This window comes from Variovorax sp. GW821-FHT09A10, assembly GCF_059418385.1.
Genome location: NZ_JBWKPT010000004.1, coordinates 1 through 21607, shown reverse-complemented (window position 1 = coordinate 21607; position 21607 = coordinate 1). Strand labels below are relative to the sequence as shown.

The 21607-nt window shown below is 68.4% G+C and carries 23 protein-coding genes; 8 read left to right on the top strand and 15 right to left on the bottom strand.

Features of this window, described 5'->3' with window-relative positions; genetic code table 11:
• Positions 1-91 precede the first annotated feature (91 nt).
• From AC07Q9_RS16760 to AC07Q9_RS16750, 3 genes are read right to left on the bottom strand one after another with little or no spacing between them, the layout of a single operon-like run.
• Complete coding sequence (locus tag AC07Q9_RS16760; RefSeq protein WP_495310834.1) at positions 92-595, bottom strand: BON domain-containing protein; 504 nt, start codon at positions 593-595, stop codon at positions 92-94.
• Entirely contained in the window at positions 592-1101 is a 510-nt protein-coding gene (locus AC07Q9_RS16755; RefSeq protein ID WP_095743117.1) for a flavin reductase family protein, read from the bottom strand. Before AC07Q9_RS16755 ends, AC07Q9_RS16760 begins: the two co-directional genes overlap by 4 nt.
• Before the next feature lie 50 nt (positions 1102-1151).
• Positions 1152-2066 (bottom strand): LysR family transcriptional regulator, encoded by a 915-nt coding sequence (locus AC07Q9_RS16750; RefSeq protein WP_495310833.1) that lies wholly within the window; start codon positions 2064-2066, stop codon positions 1152-1154.
• A gap of 123 nt (positions 2067-2189) precedes the next feature.
• Here AC07Q9_RS16750 and AC07Q9_RS16745 point away from each other — a divergent pair, with 123 nt between their 5' ends.
• Positions 2190-4187 carry an alkyl/aryl-sulfatase gene (locus tag AC07Q9_RS16745; RefSeq protein WP_495310832.1) on the top strand — a complete coding sequence of 666 codons (1998 nt, stop codon included), beginning with the start codon at positions 2190-2192 and terminating at the stop codon, positions 4185-4187.
• Between the two features lie 6 nt (positions 4188-4193).
• On the opposite strand, the gene AC07Q9_RS16740 is transcribed toward AC07Q9_RS16745, so the two are convergent.
• The gene (locus tag AC07Q9_RS16740) at positions 4194-5423 is read right to left on the bottom strand and encodes a nucleoside recognition domain-containing protein (protein ID WP_062470462.1); all 1230 of its coding nucleotides are present in this window, start codon (positions 5421-5423) and stop codon (positions 4194-4196) included.
• A gap of 70 nt (positions 5424-5493) precedes the next feature.
• On the opposite strand from AC07Q9_RS16740, the gene AC07Q9_RS16735 reads away from it, so the two are divergent.
• The 3 genes from AC07Q9_RS16735 (at position 5494) to AC07Q9_RS16725 (ending at position 8790) form a co-directional block, all read left to right on the top strand.
• Entirely contained in the window at positions 5494-7086 is a 1593-nt protein-coding gene (locus tag AC07Q9_RS16735; protein ID WP_495310831.1) for a phospholipase D family protein, read from the top strand.
• Positions 7087-7171: 85 nt separating this feature from the next.
• Positions 7172-8341, top strand: a complete 1170-nt coding sequence (locus AC07Q9_RS16730) for an ABC transporter substrate-binding protein (protein ID WP_070061347.1) — start codon at positions 7172-7174, stop codon at positions 8339-8341.
• A 101-nt stretch (positions 8342-8442) separates the two neighbouring features.
• Complete coding sequence (locus AC07Q9_RS16725; protein ID WP_495310829.1) at positions 8443-8790, top strand: hypothetical protein; 348 nt, start codon at positions 8443-8445, stop codon at positions 8788-8790.
• Positions 8791-8794: 4 nt separating this feature from the next.
• Here the strand turns inward: AC07Q9_RS16725 and AC07Q9_RS16720 are convergent, their stop codons facing one another.
• From AC07Q9_RS16720 to AC07Q9_RS16685, 8 genes are all read right to left on the bottom strand, one after another.
• Entirely contained in the window at positions 8795-9529 is a 735-nt protein-coding gene (locus AC07Q9_RS16720; protein WP_492686872.1) for an ABC transporter ATP-binding protein, read from the bottom strand.
• A complete protein-coding gene (locus AC07Q9_RS16715; RefSeq protein WP_495310828.1) occupies positions 9522-10289 on the bottom strand; it encodes an ABC transporter ATP-binding protein in 768 nt (255 codons plus the stop codon). Before AC07Q9_RS16715 ends, AC07Q9_RS16720 begins: the two co-directional genes overlap by 8 nt.
• Positions 10286-11248 carry a branched-chain amino acid ABC transporter permease gene (locus AC07Q9_RS16710; protein ID WP_495310827.1) on the bottom strand — a complete coding sequence of 321 codons (963 nt, stop codon included), beginning with the start codon at positions 11246-11248 and terminating at the stop codon, positions 10286-10288. Before AC07Q9_RS16710 ends, AC07Q9_RS16715 begins: the two co-directional genes overlap by 4 nt.
• Positions 11245-12105: a branched-chain amino acid ABC transporter permease gene (locus tag AC07Q9_RS16705; protein ID WP_495310826.1), complete on the bottom strand. Its 861-nt coding sequence runs from the start codon at positions 12103-12105 to the stop codon at positions 11245-11247. The genes AC07Q9_RS16710 and AC07Q9_RS16705 overlap by 4 nt, the downstream gene beginning before the upstream one ends.
• A gap of 36 nt (positions 12106-12141) precedes the next feature.
• Positions 12142-13344, bottom strand: a complete 1203-nt coding sequence (locus AC07Q9_RS16700) for an ABC transporter substrate-binding protein (RefSeq protein WP_495310825.1) — start codon at positions 13342-13344, stop codon at positions 12142-12144.
• A 97-nt stretch (positions 13345-13441) separates the two neighbouring features.
• Complete coding sequence (locus tag AC07Q9_RS16695) at positions 13442-13765, bottom strand: 2Fe-2S iron-sulfur cluster-binding protein (protein ID WP_062470484.1); 324 nt, start codon at positions 13763-13765, stop codon at positions 13442-13444.
• A gap of 8 nt (positions 13766-13773) precedes the next feature.
• Complete coding sequence (locus AC07Q9_RS16690; protein WP_495310824.1) at positions 13774-15219, bottom strand: glutamine synthetase family protein; 1446 nt, start codon at positions 15217-15219, stop codon at positions 13774-13776.
• Between the two features lie 9 nt (positions 15220-15228).
• The gene (locus tag AC07Q9_RS16685; RefSeq protein WP_495310823.1) at positions 15229-16566 is read right to left on the bottom strand and encodes an aromatic ring-hydroxylating dioxygenase subunit alpha; all 1338 of its coding nucleotides are present in this window, start codon (positions 16564-16566) and stop codon (positions 15229-15231) included.
• Between the two features lie 297 nt (positions 16567-16863).
• Between AC07Q9_RS16685 and AC07Q9_RS16680 the strand changes: the two genes are divergently transcribed.
• The gene (locus AC07Q9_RS16680; RefSeq protein WP_062470492.1) at positions 16864-17598 is read left to right on the top strand and encodes a GntR family transcriptional regulator; all 735 of its coding nucleotides are present in this window, start codon (positions 16864-16866) and stop codon (positions 17596-17598) included.
• Between the two features lie 89 nt (positions 17599-17687).
• Positions 17688-18308, top strand: coding sequence for a TetR/AcrR family transcriptional regulator (locus AC07Q9_RS16675; protein WP_495310821.1), 621 nt, complete (start codon positions 17688-17690; stop codon positions 18306-18308).
• Positions 18309-18327: 19 nt separating this feature from the next.
• Here the strand turns inward: AC07Q9_RS16675 and AC07Q9_RS16670 are convergent, their stop codons facing one another.
• Positions 18328-19134 (bottom strand): metallophosphoesterase, encoded by an 807-nt coding sequence (locus AC07Q9_RS16670; protein ID WP_489062177.1) that lies wholly within the window; start codon positions 19132-19134, stop codon positions 18328-18330.
• Positions 19135-19263: 129 nt separating this feature from the next.
• On the opposite strand from AC07Q9_RS16670, the gene AC07Q9_RS16665 reads away from it, so the two are divergent.
• Entirely contained in the window at positions 19264-19437 is a 174-nt protein-coding gene (locus AC07Q9_RS16665; RefSeq protein WP_167394953.1) for a hypothetical protein, read from the top strand.
• Between the two features lie 37 nt (positions 19438-19474).
• Here the strand turns inward: AC07Q9_RS16665 and AC07Q9_RS16660 are convergent, their stop codons facing one another.
• The gene (locus tag AC07Q9_RS16660) at positions 19475-20458 is read right to left on the bottom strand and encodes a LysR family transcriptional regulator (protein WP_495310820.1); all 984 of its coding nucleotides are present in this window, start codon (positions 20456-20458) and stop codon (positions 19475-19477) included.
• A 123-nt stretch (positions 20459-20581) separates the two neighbouring features.
• On the opposite strand from AC07Q9_RS16660, the gene AC07Q9_RS16655 reads away from it, so the two are divergent.
• Positions 20582-21124, top strand: coding sequence for a hypothetical protein (locus AC07Q9_RS16655; protein ID WP_101490539.1), 543 nt, complete (start codon positions 20582-20584; stop codon positions 21122-21124).
• Positions 21125-21424: 300 nt separating this feature from the next.
• On the opposite strand, the gene AC07Q9_RS16650 is transcribed toward AC07Q9_RS16655, so the two are convergent.
• A partial coding sequence (locus tag AC07Q9_RS16650; RefSeq protein WP_495310818.1) for a hypothetical protein occupies positions 21425-21607 on the bottom strand: 183 nt, incomplete at its 5' end.

Below are 21607 nucleotides of genomic sequence, written 5' to 3'. Positions count from 1 at the left end.
CGCGGTCAATCGGTGGCGGCACGGGCGGCGGTGTGCCGCCGAATTCATCCGATGATCGTAGCGCGCCGGCGCCAAAGCCGTGCGGCGCCGCTCAGTTTCCGGCCGGCGGGTAGGGCGGCTTGCCGCGCGTGCCCACCATCAGGTCGGGCACCACGGTCTCGACGTCGGGCACGGTGCGCGCCGCGCGTGCGAGCTTGCGGGCCAGGGCCGCGTCGGGCACGCAGCCCTGCAGGTAGACCCAGCGGCGCTGCACCGTGACCCACACGCTGCTGCGGCGCACGCCCGGCACTGCGAGCAGTGCGGCGCGCACCTTGGGCGCGAGGGGCTTGTCGTAGCGGTAGGCGTTGCTGTCGGTGCACTTGCCGGCGAGCCAGCAGCTGGTGCCGCGCTCCAGCCGCGAGTGGGTCTGCGCGCGGCGTTCCTCGGCGGTGTAGTAGGGGCCCTGCGGCATGGGGCAGGCCGGCAGGCCCGCAGCGACCTGGAAGAAGGGGTCGTCGAACCAGTTCTGCCGCAGCGGCGACGGCTCGGCGGTGCCCTGCGCCGTGGCGATCCGCGCGGCGAGCAGCAGGACGGCCAGCAGCGCGGGGCGTTTCACAACGGGTGCTCGGTGTAGAAGCGCCCGCCGTGGAACAGCAGCGGCGAGGCGTCGGGGTCGTGCGTGCAGCGCTCCACCTCGCCCACGAAGATCACGTGGTCGCCTTCGTCGTAGCGGCTGCGGTTGAAGCACTCGAAGCTCGCCGCCGCACCCTGCAGCACCGGCGCGCCGCCCAGGCCGTCGGTGTAGGCCACGTCGGCCCAGCGGTCGATGTTCTTGGTGGCGAAGCGCTCCGCCAGCGTCTTCTGGTTGGCGGCCAGGATGTTGACCGCGTAATGCGAGCCGGCGCGCAGCGCGGACATCGACGCGGCCGCGCGCGCCAGGCTCCACAGCACCAGCGGCGGCGCGAGCGACACCGAGTTGAACGAGTTGGCCGTGAGGCCGACCAGGCTGCCGTCGGCCGCGCGCGCGGTGACGATGGTCACGCCGGTGGCGAACATGCCGAGTGCCTTGCGGAATTCGCCGGGCGAGAAGGTGGGGGGCTGGGCCCGGCGGGAAGTGGTCACGGGAGAACGGACGGCAAGGCGGTGAGCGGCAAAGGAGGGGCCATTTTGGCTCAGGCCCCGGCGACCTGCTTGGCGGGCCCGAGCAACTCGGTCACCAGCCGGGTATAGACCGTGGCGGCGGCCGAGGGCGTGCGGCCCGCCAGCGTCACCAGGCTGTAGTGGGTGCGCATGCGCGACAGGCCCGCCACCGGCAGCGGCGCGAGCGCGGCGGTCTCGGGCGTGAGGCCGGGTGCGTGGGGCGCCAGGATCACCGCGTGGGCCGTGAGCGCGAGGTGCCGCAGCGTGTCGGCGTCGTCGCAGGTCACGTTGAACACGCCGCGGTCGGTGCGGCGGATCTGCCGGTCGAAATGCGCGGCCACCTCGGCCGGCAGGTTGGGGCCGGCCACCGGGTAGTCCATGAGCTGCTCGAGCGTGACCGGCGCCGGCTGCCTGAGCAGCGGATGCCGGGGCCGCACGAAGAAGGACACCGGCACGTTGGGCAGCCGCGCCAGCTTCAGGCCGGGCTGCTTCTTCAGGTCGCGGGTGTCGGCAATGAACAGGTCGATCTGGCGCCGGTGCAGGCGCTCGCTGAGGGTGGGGGTGTCGGCCACTTCCATGCGCATCAGCAGCTGCGGGTGGCGCTGGGTCATGAGCGAGAGCGCCGCGCGCCCCAGCAGGCCGGCTGCGAACGGGCCCAGGCCGACGTTGAGGCTGCCGAGCGTGAGGCCTTCGAGCTGCTGCACCTCGCGCTGGATCTGCCGCGCGTCGGCGACCAGCTCGCGGGCCCGCGCCAGCACCAGCTCGCCGGCCTGCGTGAAGCGCACGGTGCCGTAGGCGCGGTCGATGAGGCGGGCCTTCAGCGCCTGTTCCAGCGCGTCGATGCTGCGCGAGAGTGCGGGTTGCGACAGGTGCACGGCCTGCGCGGCACGCCCGAAGCTGCCTTGCTCGGCGAGGGCGATCAGGTGCTGGAGGTGGCGCAGCTGCATTTTGCGTTTCGGTTCAAAAGCAAGCGCACATTTTGCATTTGCCAAGGGGTTGGGCGCTTCCGAAAATCGGCCGCTGCCTTCCCGTGCTCCCGTCGTCCGACAGACCCCAACCCCGAGACATCGATGACCCGCATTGCTTCTGCTTCCGCGCCTTCCGCCCGTTTCTCCCTGGCCCTCGTCGCCTGGGCCTGCGCCTTCACCGCCACCGCGCAACCGATCGTGGCGCCCAAGGCGGCCGAGCCCGTCACTCTGAAGGCCAACGCCGACATGGCGAAGGCGCTGCCCTTTGCGAACAAGCAGGACTTCGAGGACGCGATGCGCGGCTTCATCGGCACCGTGCCCGACGCGCTGGTGACGGGCACGGGCCCGCGCCCGGTCTGGAACATGAAGCCCTACGACTTCCTGAAGGCGAACGAGGCGGCCGACACGGTCAACCCGAGCCTGTGGCGGCAGGCGCAGCTCAATGCCATTCACGGCCTGTTCAAGGTGACCGACCGGGTCTACCAGGTGCGCGGTTTCGACCTGGCCAACGTCACCATCGTCGAAGGCGACACCTCGCTGATCGTGATCGACCCGCTGCTGGCCGCCGAGACGGCGCGCGCCGCGCTCGAGCTGTACTACCAGCACCGCCCGAAGAAGCCGGTCGGCACGGTGATCTACACGCACGGCCACGCCGACCATTTCGGCGGCGTGAAGGGCGTGGTCAGCGAGGCCGACGTGGCTGCGGGCAAGGTGCAGGTGATCGCGCCTTCGGGCTTCATGGAGTCGGCGGTGGCCGAGAACATCCTGGCGGGCAATGCGATGAACCGCCGCTCGCAGTACCAGTTCGGCACGCTGCTGCCGCCGGGCGCGCGCGGGCAGGTCGACACGGGGCTGGGCAAGGCGCTGGCGCGCGGCAGCGTGACGCTGATCGCGCCCACCTCGACCATCGACAAGACCACCGAGGAGCGCACCATCGACGGCGTGCAGATCGTGTTCCAGCTGGTGCCGGGCTCGGAGGCGCCGTCCGAGATGCTCATGTACCTGCCGCAGTTCCGCGTGCTCAACATGGCCGAGGACGTGACGCACAACATGCACAACCTGTACACGATCCGCGGTGCCGAGGTGCGCGACGGCAACCTGTGGGCCAAGTACATCGACGAGGCCCGCGTGGCCTTCGGTGACAGGACCGACGTGCTCATCGCGCAGCACCACTGGCCCACCACGGGGCGCGAACGCATCGTCGACCTGCTGAAGAAGCAGCGCGACATGTACAAGTTCATCAACGACCAGTCGCTGCGCCTGCTGAACCATGGCTACACGGCGTCCGAGATCGCCGAGACGCTGCGCATGCCCGCGAGCCTGGAGCAGGAGTGGTCCACGCGCGGCTACTACGGCACGCTGCGCCACAACGCGAAGGCCGTCTACCAGAAGTACCTGGGCTGGTACGACGCGAACCCGGCCAACCTGAACCCGCTGCCGCCGGTGGCGCAGGCGAAGAAGACGGTCGAGTACATGGGCGGCGCCGACGCGGTGGTGGCGCGCGCCCGCGAAGACTTCAAGAAGGGCGAGTACCGCTGGGTGGCCAGCGCGATGAGCCAGGTGGTGTACGCCGACCCGGCCAACCGCGCGGCACGCGAACTCGGCGCCGACGCGCTGGAGCAGCTGGGCTACCAGTCGGAGGCGGGCACCTGGCGCAGCGCCTACCTGGTGGGCGCGATGGAACTGCGCAACGGCGTGCCGAAAATCCCGGGCGGCAGCAGTGCGAACGGCGACACGCTCAAGGCGGTGAGCAACGAACTCTTCTTCGACTTCCTCGGCGTGCGGCTCGATGCGGCCAAGGCCGAGGGCAAGACGATGGTGGTCAACTGGAACTTCACCGATTCGAACCAGAAGTTCGTGCTGACGCTGGAGAACTCGGCGCTCACGCACGTGAAGAACCAGCAGGCGGCCGGTGCAGACGCCACGGTCACATTGAGCCGGGCGACGCTCGACGCGATCACCCTGAAGCAGACGACCTTTCCGGAGGCCGTGCAGTCGGGGCTCGTGAAGATCGACGGCAACCGGGCGAAGCTGGGCGAGCTGTTCGGGATGCTCGACAACTTCGACCTGATGTTCCCGGTGGTCGAGCCCCGCAAGTAAGCGGGCTCAGCCGAAGAACCAGTAGCAGACCGCGATCGCAGCCACCACCCCCGCCAGCTCCGCCAGCAAGGCACAGGCCACGGTGTGCCGGGCGCGCTGGATGCCCACCGCGCCGAAGTACACCGCCAGCACGTAGAACGTGGTCTCGGTGCTGCCCTGGATGGTGGCGGCCACCAGCGCGGGGAAGCTGTCGACGCCCTGGGTCTTCATGGTCTCGATGAGCATCGCGCGGGCCGCGCTGCCCGAGAAGGGTTTGACGAGCGCCGTGGGCATCGCGTCGACGAAGCGCGCGTCCCAGCCGCCCGCCTGCACCAGCCAGCGCAGGCCGTCGAGCGCGAAGTCGAGCGCGCCCGAGGCGCGCAGCACGCCCACCGCGCACAGCATCGCGACGAGGTAGGGCAGCAGGTGCTTCGCGATGTCGAAGCCTTCCTTCGCGCCTTCGACAAAAGCCTCGTAGACCTTGACGCGCCGGATCGCGCCGGCCGCCAGGAACACGATGATCACGCCGAACAGCGTGAGGTTGCCCAGCAGCGACGACAGCGAGGCGATGGCCGCCGCCGACAGCGTGCCCAAGAGCGCCATGAAGCCGCCCAGCAGCAGCGCGCCGGGCACCAGGTAGGCCAGCACCACCGGGTCCCACAGCCGCAGGCGCTGCACCACCGCCACCGACAGCAGACCCACCAGCGTCGAGGCGCTGGTGGCCAGCAGGATCGGCAGGAACACCAGCGTCGGGTCGCTCGCGCCCTGTTGCGCCCGGTACATGAAGATGGTGACGGGAAGCAAGGTCAGTGACGAGGCGTTGAGCACCAGGAACAGGATCTGCGCGTTGGTGGCCGTCACGGGGTCGGGGTTCAGGCGCTGCAGTTCGCGCATGGCCTTCAGGCCGATCGGCGTGGCGGCGTTGTCCAGCCCCAGCGCGTTGGCCGCGAAGTTCATCGTGATGAGCCCCAGCGCCGGATGCCCCGCCGGCACGCCCGGCATCAGCCGCCGGAACAGCGGCCCGAGCAGGCGCGCGAGCCAGCCGACGAGGCCGGCGGTTTCCGCGATGCGCAGGAAGCCCAGCCACAGCGTGAGCGTGCCGAACAGCAGCACCATCACCTCGACGGCCAGCCGCGCCATCGCGAACAGGCTTTCGACCAGCGCCGCGAACACGGTCGGGTCGCCGCCGACGAGCCACCGTCCCAGCGCTGCGAGCGCCGCCATCCCGAAGAACCCCAGCCACAACCCATTGAGCACGCGTTTTTTCCTTCTTTTCGTTGGCTGCCGTGTGTGCCGTTGATCATAGGGCGGCGCTACAGTGCGACCCATGGCCGCCGCGCTCTCCCGCCTTCGTCGCTTTGTCGCTCTGGTGTCGACGGGGCTGGCCCTCGCCTGGCTCGCGGGCTGCGCCAGCCTGCCGCCGCCGCAGCCGCACCCGGTGCTCACGAGCGCGATCACCGACGTGGCCGACACCGACCTGGGCCGGCTGGCCGCCCAGGACGCGCCGCAGGGCGGGGCGGCGGGGCTGTCGGGCTTCCGGCTGCTGCCCGAGGCGGCGTTCGCGTTCGACGCGCGCATCTCGCTGGCGCGCCACGCCGAGAAATCGCTCGACGTGCAGTACTACCTGATCAGCAACGACGACGTCGGCCTGCTGTTCCTCAAGGAGCTGCGCGAGGCCGCCGCGCGCGGCGTGCGCGTGCGGCTGCTGGTGGACGACCTGTACACGGCGGGCGAGGACGAGGTGTTCAGCAGCCTCTCGGCCTTCCCGAACATCGAGGTGCGGCTGTTCAACCCGCTGCCCTCGCGCGCCGGTTCGCTGCCTGCGCGGCTGCTGTTCTCGCTGGGCGACTTCGGGCGCATCAACCACCGCATGCACAACAAGCTGCTGGTGGCCGACAACAGCTTCGCGGTCTCGGGCGGGCGCAACATCGCCAACGAGTACTTCATGCGCAGCACGGCGGCGAACTTCATCGACATGGACGTGCTGTCCAGCGGGCCGATCGTGCGCCGCATGTCCGAGGGCTTCGACCGCTACTGGAACAGCGACCACGCCTGGCCCATCGAGCGCATCGTGCCGCAGCGCCTGCCGCTCGAGGAAGCCCAGCGGCGCTTCGACGCCCTGGCGCGCGCGGCCGTGCCCGACGTGCCCATGCAGCAGCGCGACGTGCTGGGCAAGTCGCCGGTGGGCGAGCAGCTCACCACCGGCCGCATCGACCGCTACTGGGCGCCGGCCACGCTGTTCGTGGACGACCCCGACAAGATCACGCGCAAGGCCGAGGCGGCCTACGGCGGCAGCGTGACCGAGGGCGCGCTCGGCGTGATCCAGGCGGCCAAGCACGAGGTGAAGATCGGCTCGCCGTACTTCATTCCGGGCGCGCGCGGCATGGCGATGATGAAGACGGCCATCGAGCGCGGCGGGCGCATCACGGTCATCACCAACTCGCTGGGCGCCACCGACGAGCCGCTGGCCTATGCGGGCTACGAGCGCTACCGCGCCGACATGCTGAAGATCGGCGTCACCATCTACGAGATCGCGCCCACGCTCTCCGGGCGGTCGGGGCGCTTCGGCGACTTCGGCAAGTCGATCAGCCGGCTGCACGCCAAGCTGGCCATCGTGGACGACCAGCGCTTTTTTGTCGGCTCGATGAACCTCGACCACCGCTCGGCCGCCGTCAACACCGAGATGGGTCTGGTGATCGACAGCCCCCGGCTGGTGCAGGACTACGACAAGCTCATGAACGGCGAGCGCGTCAACCTGGGCTACCGGCTGCGGCTCGCGCCCGGCGGGCGGCGCGTGCAGTGGCTCGAATACGACGACGCCGGCGGCGACATCGTGCACGAGGACGAACCGGGGGAATTCCTCTGGCTGCGCTTCAAGAACTGGCTGCTTTTACCCATCGTGGGCGAGGAGCTGCTTTAGGGTTTGTCATGACCGATCCAGTGAGGTGCGTTACATTTCTGTTTGAAATGTGAACTTTTGTCACCGACTATTGGAGGCTTTGATCATGACCGTCCCCGTGCCGCGCGAGTCGACCGCGCCGCTTTCCACCAGCCGCCGCCGCGCCCTTTCCGGGCTGGCCGCCACGACGGCCGCCGCGGCCGGCGTCGGGCTGGGATTTCCGGCGTTCGCGCAGAACCGTGCGATCCGCATCGGGACGACCTTCGACAACAGCAGCGTGGAAAAGGCCAACGGCCAGGGGCTGTACCAGGGCTCCAGCGCGTTCTTCAACGCGCTGAACAAGGCCGGCGGCATCCACGGCAGCAAGGTCGAGCTCGTGATGGCCGACGACACCTTCAAGCCCGAGGTGGCCAAGGCCAACGCGCTGGCCTTCGAAAAGGACAGCTCGGTGCTCGCGCTGGTGCACCCGCTGGGCACGCGCCAGACGGCCGAGGTGATGGACGCGGTGCCCGGCATGGCCGTGGTCGGCCCGATCACCGGCACCATCGCGCTGCGCAAGAAGACCTCGCCCAACACCTTCTGGGTGCGCGCCAACTACGACCAGGAGGTCGACAAGCTGGTGAGCACGGCCGCCGTGCTGGGCCAGACCCGCATCGGCCTCGTGCATTCGAACGACCCGCTGGGCCAATCGGTGCTGGCGGCGTTCAAGAACGCGCTGGCCAAGGCCAAGCTGGAGCCGGCGGTGATCGCCACCACGCCCAACACCACGAGCATGGAAGTGGGCCCGGCCGCCGAGGCCATCGCCAAGGCCAAGCCGCAGGTGGTGGTGGTCGGCCTGGCCGGCACGGCGCCGGTGTTCCTGAAGGCGCTGCGCGGCGCGGGCAACAGCAGCTCGGCCTACGGCCTGTCGATCACGGCCAGCGCGCTGTCGGCCATGGGCGACCTGGCGCGCGGCCTGGGCTTCGTGATCGTGGTGCCGTCGCCGTACTCGACCAAGTTCGAGATCGTGCGCCGCTACCAGGCCGACATGGTGGCCAACGGCACCAAGGACTTCTCGCTGACCAGCCTGGAGGGCTACATGAACGCCGCCGTGCTGGCCGAGGGCCTGCGCCGCGCCGGCCCCGCGCCGACGCGCGCCGCCGTGCTCGGCGGCATGGCGAGCATCGAGAACTTCGACCTGGGCGGCGTGAAGATCAACTACGGCCGCTCCAACCGCGAAGGCGGCCAGTTCGTGGACGTGGCCGTGATCGGCAGCCGCGGGCAGATGCTGAGCTGATGCGGTCGAGGCGTACCGCGCGCTGCGGCGCTCGGTAGCGCCTGCCGGTACGCCGGCGCACGCGCGGCCCTGTCGCGGGTCGGCGTGCTTACAGTGCGGCCATGACCCTCGAACTCATCCTGGGCCTCGGCCTGCTGGCCCTGGTGCTGCTGGACCTGGCCCTGTTCTTCCTCGTGCGCTGGGCCGTGCTGCGCGAGCACCTCGGCCCGCTGGTGGCCAGCCTCGTCTACGGCCTGTGCCTGGCCGTGCTGCCGTACGTCGTGTGGTGGGGCCTGGGCACCCACGTGCTGTTCGGCAAGGACACGACCTTCCTGGCGCCTGTGGTGGACGTCGGCTTGGCCTTCATCCTGTACACCTGCGTGTGGCTGTCGTGGGGCGTGAGCCTCATCGCCGGGGGGCTGGCGTCGTGGCGTTTCTTCGTGCGGGCCCGGCGGATCGGCCTGGCCTGAGGGTTCAGCCGGCCGGCGCTTCGGCGATGCCGACGCCCAGCAAACCTTCGAGCAAGTCCTTGTCGGCCGCCAGCGCCGCGCTCGGGCCCGCATGCACGACGGTGCCGCGCTCCAGCACGATCGCCTGGTGCGTCATGTCCAGGGCCAGCACCGGGTGTTGCTCCACCACGATCGAGGCCAGGCCTTCCGATTCGCACAGGCGCCGGATCGCCGCGGCCAGCTCTTCCACGATGATCGGCGCGAGGCCTTCCATCGGCTCGTCGAGCAGCAGCAGCTTCGGGTTGGTCATGAGCGCGCGGCCGATGGCGAGCATCTGCTGCTCGCCGCCCGAGAGCTGGTTGCCGTAGTTGCCGCGCCGCTCGCGCAGGCGCGGAAAGAATTCGTACACGCGCTGCAAGGTCCAGCTGCCGGGGCGGGCGATCACCGTGAGGTTTTCTTCCACCGTGAGCGAGGGGAACACCTCGCGCTCCTGCGGCACCCAGCCCAGCCCCGCGCGCACGCGCTGGTGCGCAGGCCAGCGCGTGATGTCGGCGCCCTGCCAGCGGATCGCGCCCTGCATCACGCGGGTGTTGCCCATCAGCGTTTCGAGCAGCGTGGTCTTGCCCACGCCGTTGCGCCCGAGGATGGCCAGGCTTTCGCCGGGCCGCAGCGAGAAGTCGAGGCGGTCGAGGACCACGGCGTTGCCGTAGCCGGCGGTGACGCGGTCGAAGGCGAGGGCGGCGGTTGCGGTGTCAGCCATGGTGGTGCGAGCTTCCCAGGTAGACCTCGCGCACGCGCGGGTCGGCGCCGATCTCGGCGGGCGTGCCTTCGGTGAGGATGCGTCCGCCCACCAGCACCGAGATGCGGCGCGCAAAGCGGAACACGAGCTTCATGTCGTGCTCGATGAAGAGCACGCTGATGTCGGCCGGCAGCGCCGCGATGGCTTCGAAGAGTTCGCCGCTCTCGTCCTCCGGCACGCCGGCCGCGGGCTCGTCGAGCAGCAGGATGCGGGGCTTGGCGGCGAGCGCCAGCGCGATCTCGAGCAGCCGCTGCTTGCCGTAGGCCAGCTCGGCCACGGGCACGTCGGCCAGCGCGTCGAGCTTCAGCGTGGCCAGCAGCGCATGCGCCTCGTCGAACACGGCGGTGCAGCCCTTGAGCGGCCGCCACCAGGTGGCGCCCAGCCCTTCGCGCTCGCTGATGGCCAGCACCACCGACAGCAGCGGCGTGAGGCTGGGAAACAGCGTGTTGATCTGGAAGGTGCGCGCCAGCCCCATGCGGGCGCGCTTGTCACCGGGCAGGCGCGTGATGTCGCGCGGGCCCAGGTGGATGTGGCCGCTGGTGGGCTTGAACACGCCCGTGAGCAGGTTGATGAGCGTGGTCTTGCCGGCGCCGTTGGGGCCGATCAGCGCCTGCCGCGCACCGGGTTCGAGCGACAGGTTGACGTCGCTCACGGCCTGGAAGGCGCCGAAGCGGATGCCCAGGTTCTGCGTGCGCAGCGCGTGCGTGGTGTTCGTACTCATCGCGCCTTCCCCGTGCGCACCACGCGCGACAGCGCGCCCATGATCCCGCCGCGCCCCAGCATGACGGCCGCGATCAGGAAGATGCCGAGCCAGAACATCCAGTACTGCGGGTTCATGTCGGCGAACCAGTCGTGCACCAGCATGTAGACGATGGCGCCGATGAGGCCGCCGTACAGCCGCCCGGTGCCGCCGAGCACGAGGATGATCAGCACTTCGGCCGAGCGGTTGAAGCTGATCGATTCGATGCCGACGAACTGCGTGGTCTGCGCCAGCAGCGCGCCCGCCACGCCGGCCACGGCGGCCGACATCGCATAGGCCATGCGCAGGCGCGCTTCCACCGGCGAGCCGATGGCCGTCATGCGCTTGCGGCTGTCGTGGATGCCGCGCAGCGCCAGGCCGAAGGGCGAGCGCAGCACCAGCCGCACGAGCAGGAACATCGCGAGCACCACGCCGAAGGCATAGCCGAACGCGGTCTTGCCGTAGAGGTCGAAGTCGAACAGGCCCAGCACCGGCGCGATCACCACGCCCTGCAGGCCGTCGGTACCGCCCGTGATGCCCGAGAGCCGGTTGGCCAGCTCGAACAGCAGCACGCACACGCCGATGGTGATCATCAGCCGCGTGAGGTCGGCGCCGCGCACCACGAGGTAGCTCAGCACGTAGCCCAGCAGGGCGCACACGGCGAGCGCGAACACCAGGCCGGTGAAGGGCTCGCTCCAGCCGTACTTGGCGAGCAGGCCGGCCGCGTAGGCGCCCGCGCCGAAGAAGGCCGCGTGGCCCACGGTGAGGATGCCCGCGTAGCCCAGCGCCATGTCCAGCGACACGGCGAAGAGCCCGAAGATCATGATCTGGCTCATCAGCGTGAGCTTGTCGGGCAGCAGGAAGAAGCTCGATGCGAGCGCGAGCCAGAAGGCAATTTCGGCCACGCGCAGTTGCGCGGGGGACAGGCTCAGCGGCTTCATGCGAGCCCCTTCTTGGCGACGATGCCGTTCGGGCGCACCAGCAGCATGACGATCATGAACACGTAGATGAGAAAGGCGCCCGTTTCAGGCAGGTAGTACTTGCCCGCCACGTCGACGATGCCGACCAGCAGCGCCGCGATGAACGGCCCGGTGACGGTGCCTGCACCGCCCACGCACACCACCATCAGGAAGTAGACGAGGTACTTGAGCGGGAACGACGGCTCCAGCCCCAGCATGCCCAGGCTCAGCGCGCCGCCCAGGCCCGCCAGGCCGCAGCCCAGCGAGAAGGTCAGGAAGAACAGGCGCTGCACGTGGATGCCCGTGCCGCCCGCCACGCGCTGGTTGTCGACGGCGGCGCGCACCATCGCGCCATAGCGCGTCTTGCCCAAACCCAGCAGCAGCGCGACCAGCACGGCCACGCCGCAGCCGATCAGGAACAGCCGGTAGCGGCCCACTTCGAGGCCCAGCACCGACACCTGGCCTTCGAGCGCCTGGGGCAGCGTGAAGGGCTGCATGGTCGGGCCGAAGAAGTAGGTGAAGGCGGCGATCGAGACGAACACCACGCCGATCGACAGCAGCACCTGGTCCAGCGGGTGCGCGCGGTACAGCCGCCGGTAGAACACGAACTCCAGCACCGCGCCCACCACGGCCGCCGCGATGAAGGCTGCCGCCAGCGAGAGCCCGAAGCCCAGGCCCCACTGGTTCATGAGCACGCTGGCCGCGTAGCCGCCCACCATCGCGAAACTGCCGTGCGCGAGGTTGACGAAATTCATGAGTCCCATCGTGATGGACAGGCCCACGCCGATGAGAAACAGGAGCATGCCGTAGGCCACTCCATCGAAGATCACGATACCCATGAATTTCCTGCTTGCTGCGTGCTGGCTGGCGTTGGTTTACTTGGGAGCGGCTTCCTTGGCCGGGTCCTTGACGCGCTCGAACTTGTCGAACTCCACGTTCACCAGCTGGCCGTTGGCGCGCTCGGTCTTGCGGATGTAGACGGTCTGCACGATGTCGCGCGTGGCGGCGTCGATCTCGATCGGGCCGCGCGGGCTCTCGAAGCTCAGGCCCTTGAGCGCGTCCATGAACTTGTCGCCGGCGGTGTCGCCCTTGGTCTTGGCCAGCGCCAGGTCGATGGCGGCCATGGTGTCGTAGGCGGTCACGGCGAAGTAGCTGGGGCGCAGCTTGGTGCCGTTGTCGGCGGCGAAGTCCTTCACGAACTTCTGGTTCTTGGGCGAGTTGTGCGCGAACGAGTAGTGGTGGCTGGTGACCAGGCCCAGCGCCACGTCGCCGGTGGCGTCCAGGTAGCTGTCGTCGGTGGCTTCGCCGGTGGCGAAGAGCTTGATGCCGGCCTGCTCCATGCCGCGCTCCTTCCACACCTTGAGGAAGGCCGGCGGCATCACGCCCGAGGGGAAGAAGAAGAACACGGCCTGGGGCTTGGCGTCCTTGATGCGCTGCACGTAGGCCGAGAAGTCGGGGTTGTTCATCGGCGTGCGCACCTCGCCCGAGACCTTGCCGCCGCCGGCGGTGAAGGCCTTCTTGAACGCGGTCTCGGCGTCGACGCCCGAGGCGTAGTCGGCGACCACGGTGTAGGCGTCCTTCACGCCCTGCTTGAGCATGTAGCGCGCCATCGGATCGGTGACCTGCTGCACGGTGAACGACAGGCGCGCCACGTAGGGCGAGCTGGTGGTGATGGCCGAGGAGGCCGCGTTCATCACCAGCGTGGGGATCTTGGCCTGCGTGGCGATGGCGCCCACGGCGTAGGCGTTGGGGCTGAAGTCCAGGCCGGTGAGGATGCTCACCTTGTCGCGCACGATGAGCTCCTGCGCGATGCGCTTGGCGGCGTCGGGCGCGGGGCCGGCGGTGTCCTTCTTGATGATTTCGACGGTGCGACCGCCCACCTTGCCGCCGTGCTCCTTCAGGTACAGCGCGATGCCGGCGTCGAACTGGCGGCCGTAGTCGGCGTAGGGGCCGGAGTAGGTCGCGATGAGGCCGATGCGCAGCGGCTCGGTGGTCTGTGCCTGGGCCGCACCCGCCATGCCGAGGCTGGCGAGCAGCAGGGTCGAGAGGAGGGTTCGCTTGGTCATCGTCGTCGTCATGAAAAAACGCCTTTCAGTGGGAGTGGAATGCGCCGCGCGGGCGCCGCTGGCTTGTAACCGGATGTTTGGCAGCGGGCGATGATGCCCGACGCGTTGGTCAGACCTGTGTATCGGGCACACGCACCGTGAGGCCATCGAGGGCGGCGCTCACGCTGAGCTGGCAACTCAGGCGTGAACCGGGCCGGCGCTCGGACGCGACGGCATCGAGCAGCGCGCTTTCCATGTCGTCGGGCGGCGGCAGCAGTTCGAGGAACGCGTCGTCGACGTAGACGTGGCAGGTCGCGCACGAGCAGCAGCCGCCGCACTCGGCGTCGATGCCGCGCACGTTGCCGCGGATGGCGGTCTCCATCACGCTGGCGCCGACCTTGGCGTCGACCTCGCGCGTGGTGCCGTCCTTGAGGATGTAGTGGATCGTGGGCATGGAAGGGTTCAGAACATGTCGAAGTACTCGCGGTGTTCCCACTCGCTGACTTCGAGGTTGAAGCGGGCGATTTCCGCTTCCTTGATGTGGCACAGGTAGTCGACGAAGACCTTGCCCATCTGCGCGTTGAGCATCTCGTCGCGGCGCAGGCAGGCGAGGGCGTCGCCGAGCGACCGCGGCAGTTGCTCCGCCGGTGTTTCGTACGGCGCGTCGGCCGAGGGGCCCGGGTCGGTCTTGTTGCGGATGCCATCCAGGCCCGAGAACAACTGCGACGCGAGGTACAGGTACGGGTTGGCCGTCGGCTCGCCCACGCGGTTCTCGATGCGCGAGGCGTTCTGGCCCGGGCCGCCGAGCACGCGCAGCATCGCGCCGCGGTTGTCGCGGGCCCAGATCGCGCGGTCGGGCGCGAGCGAGAAGGGGCGGTAGCGGCGGTAGCCGTTGATCGTCGGGCTGGCCAGTGCCGCGGCGCCGCAGGCGTGCGCCTTCAGGCCGCCGAGGTAGTGCATGCCGATCTCGCTGAGGTCGCGCCCGCCGGGCTCGGGCATGAAGGCGTTCACGCCGTCGCTCTTGCGGCGCAGCGACTGGTGCAAGTGCCAGCCGCTGGACATCACGTTGGGGATCTTCGGGCGGCACATGAAGGTGGCGTGCAGGCCGGCGCGCTGGCAGATCTGCTTGATGGCACTGCGCAGCAGCACCATGGTGTCGGCGGGCGTCACGCCGGCCGTGGGGCCGAAGGTGAGCTCGAACTGGCTCGGGCCGAACTCGATCTCCAGCGAGCGCAGCGGCAGGCCGAGCGCCACGAGCTGCGAGCGCAGCAGTTCCATGAGGCCGTCGACGCGGTCGTAGCGCAGCTCGGTCAGGTACTGGTGGCCGTGCGAGAGCAGCGACACGCGCGGCGGCTCGCCGGGCTGGCCCGAGTCGGGCAGGCCCATGCGCGCGTCCTCGAGCTTGAAGACGTGGAACTCGACTTCGAGGCCGGCGATGAAGTCCAGCCCCAGCTCGTCGAGCTGCGCCACCGCGCGCTGCAGGATCTGCCGCGTGGCGAAGGGGCAGGGCCGGCCGTCGGCCATGTAGGCGTCGCACAGGATCCAGCCGGTGCGCGGCGCCCAGGGCAGCACCTTGAAGGTGGCGGGGTCGGCCACGATGGTGAAGTCGGCGCCGCCCTGCAGGCCCTCGATGGCGAAGCCGCCGCCCTGCGTGAACACGGGGAACACGGTCTTGTGCGAGGTGTCCTTGGCCAGCAGGGTGGAGGTGAGGTTCACGCCCTCCCACAGGGCCGAGCGCGCCTCGCCCGCGACCAGGGTCTTGCCGCGCAGCAGGCCGTGCTGGTCGGGCCAGGCGAAGCGGACGGTGTCCACCTCGCCGCTGTCGATGCGGCGCACGAGTTCGCGCGCCTGCGCATGCTGGTCGGCAGACCAGAGACCGAAGCGGTCGACGAAGGTGTGGCTGTTCATGGCGCGTGCTCAGGCCGTGGCGGCCAGGCGTGCGGACGCCCAGTCGGACTTCAGGCGGCGCGCGCGGTCGGCGTCCTGCCAGTAGGCCTCGGTGGCGGCTTCATCGACCACCTTGCCGATGCCGTCGATCGACGGCGGGCCGGTCATGGCGCTGGCCTGTGCGGCGTCGATGAGCATCGGCGCGGTGTCGCCCGCGAGCGTGGCCTCGATGGCCTTCACCAGCACGCGGCGGTAGGCAATGATGCCCTTGTCGGTGCTGCCCAGGTGCTCGCGCGTGCGGTCCTGGATAGCGCCTTGCGACTCCACCGCCCACTGGTCGTGCACGTTGATGTCGTCGCCCATGCCGGTGTAGGTTTCGGTCAGCTGCTCCTCGATGCTGTAGCCGTAGTTGTTGCGCTTGTTCTTGCGCGAGGTGTAGTCGGGCAGCTCGTACAGCTTCAGGCGCTGGTCGCGCATCTGTTGCTTGTCGACCGGGCCCGTGAAGCTGGTGAACACGGCATACCAGTAGCAGTGCGTGTCGTCCACGGGCACGTGCCACTGCGAGATGGTCATCTCGGCGCTCATCGGGATCACGAAGGCCTGCGGGAACACCACGTTGGTCACGCGCACGTGGGTGGTGTCTTCCGAGAGCTTGCGCAGCGCCTTGAGGCGGAAGCCGTAGTCGGTGGGCTCGACGCTAATGTCGGGGCGGTCGTACTCGCGCAGCACCTTGGTGATGGGCATGTCGGAGTCGGCCGAGGCGCCGCGGAACTGCTTGCCGTAGCTTTCCGACGTGTCTTCGTCCTCGAAGAAGCGGTGCAGGTACGAGGCATGCGCGGGGTCGATGCCCACTTCGAGCGCCTGCAGCCAGTTGCATTCGAAGAGGCCTTTGAACGCGAAGGTGTGGCTGTCGGGCGCAACGAAGCAGTCGAAGTCGGGGAAGGCCGGGGGCTCGCCCTCGCCGATGTACGCGAAGACGATGCCGGCCTTCTCGACCACCGGGTAGGCCGACTGCTTGATGCGGCTGCACAGCTTGCTGGTGGCGGGTTCGGCCGGGGTCTCCAGGCAGTTGCCCTTGGCGTCGAACAGCCAGCCGTGGAAGGCACAGCGGATGCCGCCGTTTTCCAGCCGGCCGAAGGCCAGGTCGGCGCCGCGGTGCGGGCAGTCGCGATCGAGCATGCCGAGCTGGCCGCTCTCGTCGCGGAACAGCACGAAGTCCTGGCCCATGAGCTTCACGGGCTTGACCGGGCGCGGGCCCGCCAGTTCGTCGGCCAGGGCCACCGGCTGCCAGTAGCGGCGCAGCAGCTTGCCGGCGGGCGCGCCGGGTCCGACGCGGGTGATGAAATCGTTTTGCTCGGCGCTGATCATCGTGCGGGCTCCATCGAGAGGTCTTTGTCAGAAGGCCTGCAGGCATTGCATGCAGTTGTATGCATTGTCTTGGTGATTTTTGACAAAGGTCAAACTTTCATTGGCCAATTCGCCCTGTTTTGGGGCTTGAAGCGGCCATATATAGGGTTAACTCTGAGGTGATTGTGTGTTTTTGACACACTTCTGTTTGCAGTGCATGCAACAACCGCGCCCGTTTGGCTATGCTGCGTGCAGTGGCGGGCGGGTCTCCTAGAATCCGCCCATTCATCCCTCTCCTTGTTGCCCTGGCGCCTCCCGATGGACTCCCAACAATCCCGCGTGCTCGTGCAACTGCGCGACCTGATCCTCAAGGGCGAATTCGTGCCCGGAGAGCGGCTGGCCGAGATCCCGCTGGCCGAGAAGCTCGGGGCCTCGCGCACGCCGGTGCGCCTGGCGCTGGCCAGCCTCGAGCACGAAGGCCTCATCGAGCAGTCGCCCAGCGGCGGCTACCAGATGCGCCGCTTCACCTCGCAGGAAGTGGCCGACGCCATTCGCGTGCGCGGCGTGATCGAAGGCTTTGCCGCCCGCCTGCTGGCGGAAGACGGCGTGTCGCGCCAGCTGCTGCGCGACCTGAAGGACTGCCTGGAAGACGGCGACCGCGCCGTCAACAAGCCCAGCATGGAGATCGACGACTACGCGGCCTACGTCGAGATGAACGACCGCTTCCACCGGCTGATCCTCGAAGGCTGCGGCAACCTCGCGCTCAAGCGCGTGATGGACATGCTCGGCGGCCAGCCCTTCGCCGCGCCCAGCGCGATGCTGCCCATGCAGTCGTCGATGGAAGAGGGCCAGCAGTGGATGCGCCAGGCGCACCGCACGCACCACGCGATGGTTCAGGCCATCGAGCGCGGCCAGGGCTCGCGCGCGCAGGCGCTCGGCGAAGAGCACGTGGAGATCGCGCGCATGAACCTCGACTACGCGTTGGAGCGGCCCGAGCTCGCGGCCGAACTCATGCCGGGCATCCGCCTCGTGGCCAAGGGTCGCACCGCCTGAGCGATAAAACTGCGCGGTCTGCAACAGACTGACTGGTATTTCGGCATCCGCGGCGTCTGGCCGGCGACGGTCATGACTAGAATTTCCGCATGAATGCCGCCGCCGTTCCCGCCAAGCCCTCGTTCAAGGAGCAGATGCTGCTGGCTCGCGAGGACGCCATCGTGCAGACCGCGAACCGCCTGCTGGCCGAGAAGGGCTTCGAGTCGATGACCGTGGACGAGGTGGCCGCCTCGGTCGGCATCGCCAAGGCCAGCCTCTACAAGCACTTTCCCAGCAAGGAAGACCTGGCCGCCGCCGCGATGGTGCGCATCATGCAGCGCACGCAGGATTTCCTGGCGTCCGTGCCGGCCGACCAGCCGCCCGTCGACAAGCTGCGCGCGGTGGTGCGCTGGGCCATGGAGATGCAGCTGGCCGGCGAGATGCCCTCGCTGCCGCACCAGAACTCCGTGCTGCGCGCCGCGCTGATGAAGCACCGTGGTTATCTCGACCGGCTGGTCGCGATCAGCGAAGTGCTCGGCGGCTGGATCCAGTCGGCGCAGGCCAACGGCGCGCTCAACCCGAAGCTGCCGGCGATCGCCGTGCTCTACACGCTGTTCGCGCGCGCCTGCGATCCGGTGCTGGGGTTCCTGAAGGCGGGTGGCCTGCAGAGCGACGCCGAGATCGTCGAACTGGTGCTCGGAACCTGCTTCGAGGGGCTGGCGGCGCGCTGAAGATCGGTCGATCGATCGCTCAGTTGATTTCGATCAGCAGCTGGGGCTGGTAGCCCTCCTGCTCGCCGTTGCTGCGATAGCCCAGCGGGTTGGCGACCACGCGGCAGCCGTCCTTCACATAGTCGAACGGGCAATGCAGGTGGCCGTGCAGCCACAGCTTCGCGTGCGGCAGCAGTTCGTCGAGCGAATTGCAGAAGCCCGCGGTGCCGGGCGTGAGGCCGTAGCGAGGATCGGCGCTCGCCAGGCTGGGCGCGAAATGGGTGATGGCCACTGTCGTGCCGTCGTAGGGCTGGGCCAGCGCGTCGCGCAGCCAAGCCTGACATGTGAGTGCTTGCTCTCTCATCTCGGCCGCCATGAAAGGCTTGCCATCGCGGGTGCCGGCCATTTTTTCGAGGTAGAAGTCGGCCGCGCGCATCGCCTTGCCGCGCTTCTTGAGCGCCTCGGCGAGGCCGTCGCGGGGCTCGACCAGCGCGTCGAAATCGGCCCACAGCGTGGTGCCGATGAAGCGGATGCCCTCGATGACCAGGGTCTCGCGCTCGAGCCAGAGGATGCCGAGCTCCTCGCACAGCGCACGCAGGCGCGCATGCGTGGCGTCGAAATCGAGGTTGTCGTACTCGTGGTTGCCCGGCACGTAGACCACCGGCGTCGGCCAGCCCTTGCGCGGCGAGTAGCGGCCCAGCCCGAAATCGGTGTCCGTCAGGCGGGAGCCTTCTTGGTAAGAGCCGATATCGCCTCCCAGCACCAGCAGGTCGGCGCCCGGGATGGGGTCGGCATGAAAGCGCGGATGGGATTCCAGGTGCAGGTCGGAGAGCAGTTGCAGCTTCATCGTGGGATCAGTCTAGGTGAATCGCACTATGCGTGAGATGCATAACCTGGGGCTTGCTTTACTAGGGATTACCCTTAATCTACATCCATCGTTAATCAACCCCGTCGCAGCCACAAGCCGCGCACCGTCATGTTCAGTCTTCTTGCCCAAGTGGCCCGTTTCTTCCGTTCGTCGCCGAGCCAGACCCCCGCCAGCCACGCTGCCGCGCTGATGGAAAGCGCCGACAGCCGTGCCGGTCGCGGTGCGCACCACGCGCAAGAGCTGCGTGCTGCCGCTTCCGCCTGGCTCAGCGTCGTCAGGTAACTGAATCGCGCCGTCGCCTCAGGCGGCGCACCTTGAATCAAGGGGCGGGTCCCGCCTGCCCGTGGACCGAGCCCGCGAACGCCGCGGCCGCCGAGCGCAACAGCGCCGTTCGCAACCATTCGTGTGAATGCCCATGCTGGGCGCGCCGATGCCAGATGGCATCCACGTGCACCGGCGGCTGGTCGAAGGGCAGGTCCCGCACCACCAGCTGATTCTCGATGCCCGTCACGCTCACGAAGTGGCGCGGCAGTACCGCCAGCAGGTCCGAATTCGCGACCACGCGCCCGGCGGTGAAGAACTGATTCACCGTCACCGCGATCCGTCGCTCGCGACCCATGGCGCCCAGCGTCTGGTCGATGAAGCCGTACGGCCGCCCCGAAAAACTCACCAGCAGGTGCCGCGCCGTGCAGTAGCTGTCGAGCGTCAACGGCGCACCCGCCAGCGGATGGCCGCGCCGCATCACGCACACGTACTGGCCCAGGTAGAGCCGCTGGGTCTCGAACGGCACCCCCACCCCCGACTGCCCGCGCGCCGCGAGGCTCGCGATCACCGCCGGAAAGTAGCCGACGGCCATGTCGACCTCTTCGTGCTCCAGCATGCGGCGCGGGTCGCGCGTGGTCAGCGGCAGCACGCGCAGCGAGATGGCGGGCGCTTCTTCTTCCGCAATCTTCACCAGCCCCGGCATGAGTTCGGCGGCCGTGGCGTCGGCCATGGCCAGCAGGAAGGTCGTGTCGGCAGTGCCGGCGTCGAATTCACCAGGTGCCAGCGTGTGCTGCAGCTGGCGCAAGGCGTCGCGCACGGTCGGCCAGAGGGCTTGTGCACGCGGCGTGGGCTCCACGCCTGCACCGGAACGCCGCACCAGCTCGTCGCCCAGCAACTCGCGCAGGCGGCGCAGCGAGTTGCTCACGGCCGGCTGGGTGATCGCAAGGTTGCGGGCGGCGCGCGTGAGGTTGCGCTCTGCCATCACCTCGTCGAAGACGCGCAGCAGGTTGAGGTCGAATGTGCGGAAATTGACGTCCATCAGCGATATGAATGATAAACATCAGAAAGATAAAGTGGCGGAACACTGGGGTAATCCCTAATATCGGGTCATCGGCCTTGTTCGCCACCACTGATTACCACTTATCCCCAGGAGGGATGCATCATGACCAGCTTTGTCCACGTTGACCAACCCACCGAACATCCCGGCGTCCGTCGCGCCGAAGTTCTCTTCGGCCAGATTCAGGCCGCCCGTGCCGGTGCCCATGGCGCCCGTCCGCTGATCGCACTGTTCGTGCTGGCCCTCGCGGCCGCCGTGCTGGTGGTCGCCGACAAGATCGTCTCCAACTGGGACGAAGGCGCGCTGCTCGCCGCATGGACCGTGTTCTGTGTCGCCGCCATCGCCCTGTTCGCGCTCTTCGTGGGCTCGGTGCGCAAGAGCAGCCTCGCCACCCTGTGGCGCGAAGCTGCAGAACGTCGCGCTGAAGCCCGTGCAGACGCCCGCTTCCTGGCGACCGCCCAGAGCGACCCGCGCATCATGCAAGAGCTGCAAGCCGCAGTCTGGCGTCAGCAGTCGGACGACGTCGCGTCGGTGGAAGCCGTCGCCAAGGTCGACGCCCTGGCTCGCATGAACCGCCGTTCGCAAGAAGTGCGCATGCCCACGCTGTACGAAGCGATGCGTCGCATGAACAGCTCGCGCTACTACTAAGCAAGACTGAGCCGGGCGCTGAAGCGCTCGGCTGCAGTTGAGTGGATTCAAATGCCCGTCAGACGTATGTCTGACGGGTATTTTTCATTTGGGGGAGGGTGTGCTGCACCGATCACGATCACCCCTCGTGCTCGGTGGGGGCGACCGAGGTATGCGGGAGTTGCCCAGCGGCGCTCTGCCTAGAGAGTGCGTATCTATCTATATATAGAAGGGGGCCGGCTCCAGGGAGAAGCCGAAGCAAGATCAAGCGTTGGCTGATGCCGCCCAAGACGGGAGCGCGGAGTTCAATGCAGATTCTTTTCATCCTGTGTTGGCTAGAGCACCCAAAATGACATACACTGGCAGGCTTCGCTGCTGAATACCTCTGGTTTTCGAAGCGACCGGTGCTCTCAGGGGTGTTGGTTGCGAGTGGTGAAGAAAGTCTTCGAAAGTTGACGCGGTTTGAAAAAACAGTGCATAATCGAAGGCTTCGCTGAAACGGCT

Coding starts and splice junctions, on each gene's coding strand:
- AC07Q9_RS16690 (WP_495310824.1), bottom strand. CDS start 15,219: ATGAACAGCCACACCTTCGTCGACCGCTTCGGTCTCTGGTCTGCCGAC.
- AC07Q9_RS16715 (WP_495310828.1), bottom strand. CDS start 10,289: ATGAGTACGAACACCACGCACGCGCTGCGCACGCAGAACCTGGGCATC.
- AC07Q9_RS16685 (WP_495310823.1), bottom strand. CDS start 16,566: ATGATCAGCGCCGAGCAAAACGATTTCATCACCCGCGTCGGACCCGGC.
- AC07Q9_RS16705 (WP_495310826.1), bottom strand. CDS start 12,105: ATGGGTATCGTGATCTTCGATGGAGTGGCCTACGGCATGCTCCTGTTT.
- AC07Q9_RS16725 (WP_495310829.1), top strand. CDS start 8,443: ATGACCCTCGAACTCATCCTGGGCCTCGGCCTGCTGGCCCTGGTGCTG.
- AC07Q9_RS16655 (WP_101490539.1), top strand. CDS start 20,582: ATGACCAGCTTTGTCCACGTTGACCAACCCACCGAACATCCCGGCGTC.
- AC07Q9_RS16730 (WP_070061347.1), top strand. CDS start 7,172: ATGACCGTCCCCGTGCCGCGCGAGTCGACCGCGCCGCTTTCCACCAGC.
- AC07Q9_RS16680 (WP_062470492.1), top strand. CDS start 16,864: ATGGACTCCCAACAATCCCGCGTGCTCGTGCAACTGCGCGACCTGATC.
- AC07Q9_RS16745 (WP_495310832.1), top strand. CDS start 2,190: ATGACCCGCATTGCTTCTGCTTCCGCGCCTTCCGCCCGTTTCTCCCTG.
- AC07Q9_RS16695 (WP_062470484.1), bottom strand. CDS start 13,765: ATGCCCACGATCCACTACATCCTCAAGGACGGCACCACGCGCGAGGTC.
- AC07Q9_RS16735 (WP_495310831.1), top strand. CDS start 5,494: ATGGCCGCCGCGCTCTCCCGCCTTCGTCGCTTTGTCGCTCTGGTGTCG.
- AC07Q9_RS16675 (WP_495310821.1), top strand. CDS start 17,688: ATGAATGCCGCCGCCGTTCCCGCCAAGCCCTCGTTCAAGGAGCAGATG.
- AC07Q9_RS16720 (WP_492686872.1), bottom strand. CDS start 9,529: ATGGCTGACACCGCAACCGCCGCCCTCGCCTTCGACCGCGTCACCGCC.
- AC07Q9_RS16660 (WP_495310820.1), bottom strand. CDS start 20,458: ATGGACGTCAATTTCCGCACATTCGACCTCAACCTGCTGCGCGTCTTC.
- AC07Q9_RS16750 (WP_495310833.1), bottom strand. CDS start 2,066: ATGCAGCTGCGCCACCTCCAGCACCTGATCGCCCTCGCCGAGCAAGGC.
- AC07Q9_RS16670 (WP_489062177.1), bottom strand. CDS start 19,134: ATGAAGCTGCAACTGCTCTCCGACCTGCACCTGGAATCCCATCCGCGC.
- AC07Q9_RS16700 (WP_495310825.1), bottom strand. CDS start 13,344: ATGACGACGACGATGACCAAGCGAACCCTCCTCTCGACCCTGCTGCTC.
- AC07Q9_RS16710 (WP_495310827.1), bottom strand. CDS start 11,248: ATGAAGCCGCTGAGCCTGTCCCCCGCGCAACTGCGCGTGGCCGAAATT.
- AC07Q9_RS16665 (WP_167394953.1), top strand. CDS start 19,264: ATGTTCAGTCTTCTTGCCCAAGTGGCCCGTTTCTTCCGTTCGTCGCCG.